5 protein-coding genes are annotated in these 5,250 nt (G+C 40.1%); all 5 read left to right on the top strand.

Annotation, left to right across the window (positions count from 1 at the left end; genetic code table 11):
* On the top strand, positions 1-724 hold a 724-nt coding region (locus QZ562_RS19355; RefSeq protein ID WP_293763928.1), incomplete at its 5' end, for a tetratricopeptide repeat protein.
* Positions 721-2,592: an ATPase, T2SS/T4P/T4SS family gene (locus QZ562_RS19350; protein ID WP_293763925.1), complete on the top strand. Its 1,872-nt coding sequence runs from the start codon at positions 721-723 to the stop codon at positions 2,590-2,592. The genes QZ562_RS19355 and QZ562_RS19350, both read left to right, overlap by 4 nt.
* A complete protein-coding gene (locus QZ562_RS19345; protein ID WP_293763922.1) occupies positions 2,579-3,799 on the top strand; it encodes a type II secretion system F family protein in 1,221 nt (406 codons plus the stop codon). The genes QZ562_RS19350 and QZ562_RS19345 overlap by 14 nt, the downstream gene beginning before the upstream one ends.
* Before the next feature lies 1 nt (position 3,800).
* A complete protein-coding gene (locus QZ562_RS19340; protein ID WP_293763920.1) occupies positions 3,801-4,334 on the top strand; it encodes a hypothetical protein in 534 nt (177 codons plus the stop codon).
* Positions 4,335-4,410: 76 nt separating this feature from the next.
* Entirely contained in the window at positions 4,411-5,034 is a 624-nt protein-coding gene (locus tag QZ562_RS19335; RefSeq protein ID WP_293763929.1) for a type II secretion system protein, read from the top strand.
* The last annotated feature ends 216 nt before the right edge of the window (positions 5,035-5,250 follow it).

The following is a 5,250-nucleotide window of genomic DNA, read 5'->3' as shown; positions in this document are numbered from 1 at the left end:
TGAAAATGGTATGACACCAGATGAGCCAGCATCACCGAAAGGTTTAGAAACTCACTATAAACAATTAGAACCACAAAACAACGAGCTGAACAACGCCCAAGCAACGCCATTACAGCCGCCCAGCTTTAGTATGATTGACAGCAGTCAGAAAGATGATATCAATACTTTGAAACAACGTATTGCTGATAGTTTAAACAACGGACGTTTCAATTTAGCGCAAACTTTATTAAGCAAAGTATTGGACATTGAACCCAATAATATTAAGTTCAGAAAAAAGTTAGCCTCATTGCTTTTCTCTCAGGGCAACTACGCACAATCTAAGCAGGTACTCATTCAAGGTATCGAGTTACACCCAGCTCGAAATGACTTGAGATTGATGTTGGCGCGATTATATATAGTCCAAAAAGAATCCTTAAAAGCCTTGAACATATTGGCTGAGTTTCAGCCTAGTGCAGACAATAAAACAGAATATTTGGCTTATCGGGCATCGTTAGCGCAGCAACTTATGCAAACAGAACTTGCCAAGTCAGACTACCAAACCCTGACAATCATAGAGCCTGATAACGCTCAGTGGTGGTTAGGTTTAGCAATAATAAGGGATCAGTTAGGTGAATTCACTATTGCTTTGCAAGCATATAATAAGGCGAATACACTTGGTCAATTGGATACTTCTGTGAACGATTTTATTCAACAACGTATTTCAGTATTAGCAGGCGCACAATGAAACCTAAAGTCAAATTACGCTTAGGCGATCTTCTTGTTCAAGAAGGTATTATAAGCGAAGAACAGCTGTTGCAAGCACTTTCTGCGCAAAAGAAGTCGGGCCGCAAACTTGGTTTTATGCTGATAGAGCTGGGTTTTGTGACTGATAATCAGCTCCTAAAATTTTTGTCGCAACACTTAAGTGTTCCCTTAGTCGACATCGGAAAATTTGATGTATCGATAGCAGCGGTTAATATGTTGCCCGAAGTACAAGCACGTAGGCACCGGGCTTTAGTACTTGAAGAAAAGGATGGCAGGTTATTAGTAGGCATGAGCAACCCAGCCGATTTGGCTGCTGTCGACGCACTATCTGAATTATTGTCCAAACCCATAGATGTGGCGGTTGTCAGTGATACGCAATTAATACAAGCTTATGATAATTTGTATCGGCGCACTGGGGAGATAGCTTCATTTGCACAAGAATTAGCTGAAGAATATCAAGATGAAGCCGAATTTGATTTCAATTCAGGTGTAGGTGACGAACAAGACACTGCTGTAGCCAGATTACTGCAATCTATATTTGAAGATGCCGTGCAGGCCAAAGCCTCTGATATTCATATTGAACCTGACGAAGCTTCGTTACGCATTCGAATGCGGGTAGATGGAATTTTACAGGAAAACGTACTTCAAGAAAAAAATATTGCTTCAGCTTTAGTTCTCAGGCTTAAACTGATGTCTGGGCTAGACATATCTGAAAAACGCCTACCACAAGATGGCAGAACCAGTATGCGCATTAAAGGACATACCATCGATGTTCGAGTGTCGACTATGCCTATTCAAGGAGGTGAATCTGTTGTAATGCGTTTGTTAGACCAGTCTGCTGGTCTATTGACTCTAGACCAAACAGGCATGCCAAATAATCTATTAATGCGCTTTAGACGTTTATTGCAACGCCCACATGGCATGATATTAGTTACAGGTCCTACAGGTTCTGGAAAAACTACCACTTTATATGGTGCATTGAGTGAGCTAAACAAAGCCGCTTCAAAAATTATTACTGTTGAAGACCCAGTTGAATATAGATTGCCAAGAATTAATCAGGTGCAAACTAATAATAAAATTGGCCTAAATTTTTCGAGCATACTGCGAACTACTCTACGCCAAGATCCTGACATTATTATGGTTGGCGAAATGCGCGACCAAGAGACAGCCGAAATTGGTTTGCGCGGAGCTTTAACGGGTCACTTAGTCTTATCAACGCTGCATACCAATAACGCAATTAGCAGCGCAGTTAGATTGTTAGATATGGGTGCCCCTGGTTACTTAGTGGCCAGTTCATTACGTGCTGTTATAGCACAAAGATTAGTGCGTAAAATTTGCACCAATTGTCGACAAGATTATCGACTCAATCCGGAAGAATTACTGTGGTTAAATAGCTTGGATGATAGCTTAAAAACTATTAATTTTAAGCGCGGTAAAGGTTGCCAAAGCTGCAACCAGACCGGTTATAAAGGTCGAATAGGTGTATTTGAATTACTTGAAATGACAGAAGGCATGATGAACGCGCTGAAAGTAAATGACACTGTCACCTTTTCCCAAGCAGCTCATCAAAGCCCAGGGTTTGTGCCGCTGGCAAAATTAGCGCTTATGTACGCCAAAATGGGGATTACTACAGTAGACGAAGTGCTCAAATTGATTGAGATGGTGGCTGATGAACACGTATTAATACCCACAGATGACACAGAAACTATTGAGCAAGAATTAGCACAAGCTGTAGCAGAGCAAAACCCCAATCAAACAACTTTAGATGAAGAACCTAAATCTACTGATTTTTCTTTTGACCTAACGCCGAATACACTACCGCCAGGAGGCAACAGTGGCTCAGTTTAGCTACAAAGCTAGAAAATCTAGTGGTGAGCTTACGACAGGTATTCTCGATGCACCAGATGTTTCAACTGCAGCGCAAATTTTAAATGGGAGAAGTTTTACACCCATAGAAATCAATGAGAGTGACCAAGAACAAACGAATGAATCAACAAAATTAACATTTTTCACACCTAATATTACACTCGATGACTTAGTCATATTTTCTCGACAGATGTATTCTTTGGCAAAGTCTGGGATCCCGATTTTACGTGCGGTCAGAGGCTTAGCAGACACTACGGGTTCAAAACGAATGTCAGTAACATTGGATGATGTGGCAAATCAACTTGAACGTGGCCGCACTTTATCTTCGGCCTTAAACAAACATAACCATGTGTTTGGTCGGTTATTTGTCAGCATCGTGCATGTCGGTGAAAATACCGGTAAGTTGGATGTCGCTTTTTTACAATTATCATTTTACTTAGAGCGTGATCAAGAAACCCGCAAGCAAATTAAGGCTGCGACTCGATACCCTATGTTTGTGATGATTGCCATCGTCATTGCCTTGGTTGTTATGAATATAGTGGTTATTCCTATCTTCGCTGGTATGTTTGAGTCTTTTGGTGCTGAACTTCCACTAATGACACGAATATTGTTAAGTACGTCTGAATTTTTTATTACTAAATGGCTGTATTTGTTAGTGGGTATTATGTTTTTAATCATCGCTATATCTAGATATTTAGGTACTGAAAATGGTCGTTACAAATGGGATCGAGCTAAATTAAAATTACCTGTAGTAGGCAGTATTTTTGAGCGTACTTTATTAGGAAGATTTGCTCGAAGTTTCTCGATGATGCTCGTTTCTGGAGTTCCATTAACCTCTGCGCTTAATTTAGTAGCAGATGCTGTCAACAATGCTTTTATGGCCGATCGTATTTTGAATATGCGTAGAAATATCGAAAGGGGTGAAAGTCTTTCAAGAGTAGCCAGCAGCAGTAAAATGTTCACACCCTTAGTATTACAGATGATCAATGTGGGTGATGAAACAGGGCGAGTCGACGAGCTGTTGGCTGAGGTCGCAGATTTTTATGAGCGCGAGGTGGATTACGATTTAAAAAGTTTGACATCAAAAATCGAACCTATTTTAATAAGCGTAGTGGCAGGTATGGTACTCATCTTAGCCTTAGGCATTTTTACTCCGATGTGGGACATGATGGGAGCTATAAAAGGCTAACATGGTGAAAAAGCATCAAGTAACAAGCGAGCGCAGCCGTAACCTGTTTGTCAACATCACTGTCGTAGTCGTTTTTATCTGTCTGATGTTGGGTTTTATTCTCTATTTAAATGACAATACTACCAATATTAGGCGTCTAGCCTTAGAAAATTTAGCTGAACAATTTTCCACCAGTGTAAATAATGCCCATTGGCAATGGCAAGGTGAAGGGCGACCACAAATTGTTATGTTGGTAACTTATGCTCGCAAATTAAGCGACAACAACACCTTGGTGGAAAAAGGTAGAAAACCTATAACTATGAGCCAACAAGGCTGGCCAGAGGCCGAGCCAACATCAGAGGGTTGTCGCAACATCTGGCATATGGTGTTGGATATGCCTATGAACATCAATGGGTTTAAGGTTTTTGCTGAGTATTATGATCGACTTAAACTTAATAATAATGCAGTAGACTCTGTTTGCATGTACCGACTATCCACTGGGCCCTATTTCGAGTACAAAGTATTACTGGGCCAAGTATCAAAGGTCAGACAATAAGTGTTTGATTTAAAAAAATCACTTTTAGATAACATTGCAGGTAAAAATAATGAACAACAATATAGTTAAAATAAGCATGCCGTATAAAATGCTAGAGCATAGAAAAAATGTCAGGATGTCCTCGGGTTTTACTTTGATTGAACTGGTCATTGTTGTAGTGATTTTAGGTTTACTAGCAGCCACTGCTTTACCAAGATTGCTTGATGTTACTGCCGACGCTGAAGACGCTACCGTAGATGGTGTAGCGGGTGGTTATGCTACAGGTGTTGGGTTAGTGCGAGCAAAATGGGAATTAGAGGGGCGACCCAAAGAAAATAAAGACATAAGTTTAACCTTTGTCACTATTGAAAGTATTCAAGTTGGTATTGATAAGGATACAGGTTACCCCACAGGTCAATTAGATACTGATAGCAGCAGTGAAGATGACCAGATAAGTGACGTAGACTGCGAGAGTATTTTTAACCTCATTATGCAAAGTGCCCCAACCATTTCTTCTGTCTGGGACGATCGGCCATTTGAAGATTATCGATATTTTACTAATTCTAGGACAAGCGTTGGCTCAGGTGGCAATGATGTGTGTTATTACTACCTGACCCAAACTATTAAAAATCGTACTGTTGAGCCCACGGACAACTTGGCAGGCAATGGATTTATTTACGACCCACGGATTGGTCAAGTCATTGTTTTTAGTAATAACTAGACGTAGCTTTAAGATTCGAGATTCGAGATTCGAGATTCGAGATTCGAGCAAAAGAATTAGAGCCTAGTAGAAAAGTGAAGACACATAAAAATTTAATTTTAGAAATATTTTGCAAAATAAGGCGTTGCTTTTCTTTTTAGTGAATCGATTTTTCCTATCACACCACAATCGGCAAGGCAAAATATCACTCAAAAAACATACACAGGTATGTAAAAG

The organism is uncultured Paraglaciecola sp. (assembly GCF_913058035.1).
Lineage (GTDB): Bacteria > Pseudomonadota > Gammaproteobacteria > Enterobacterales > Alteromonadaceae > Paraglaciecola.
Note: the sequence above shows the minus strand (reverse complement) of the source record. Positions and strands in the feature narration are given on the sequence as shown.

What these genes read in the sequence shown, in the direction of transcription:
- QZ562_RS19350 (WP_293763925.1), top strand. Translation starts at nt 721, where the DNA reads ATGAAACCTAAAGTCAAATTACGCTTAGGCGATCTTCTTGTTCAAGAA.
- QZ562_RS19340 (WP_293763920.1), top strand. Translation starts at nt 3,801, where the DNA reads ATGGTGAAAAAGCATCAAGTAACAAGCGAGCGCAGCCGTAACCTGTTT.
- QZ562_RS19335 (WP_293763929.1), top strand. Translation starts at nt 4,411, where the DNA reads ATGCCGTATAAAATGCTAGAGCATAGAAAAAATGTCAGGATGTCCTCG.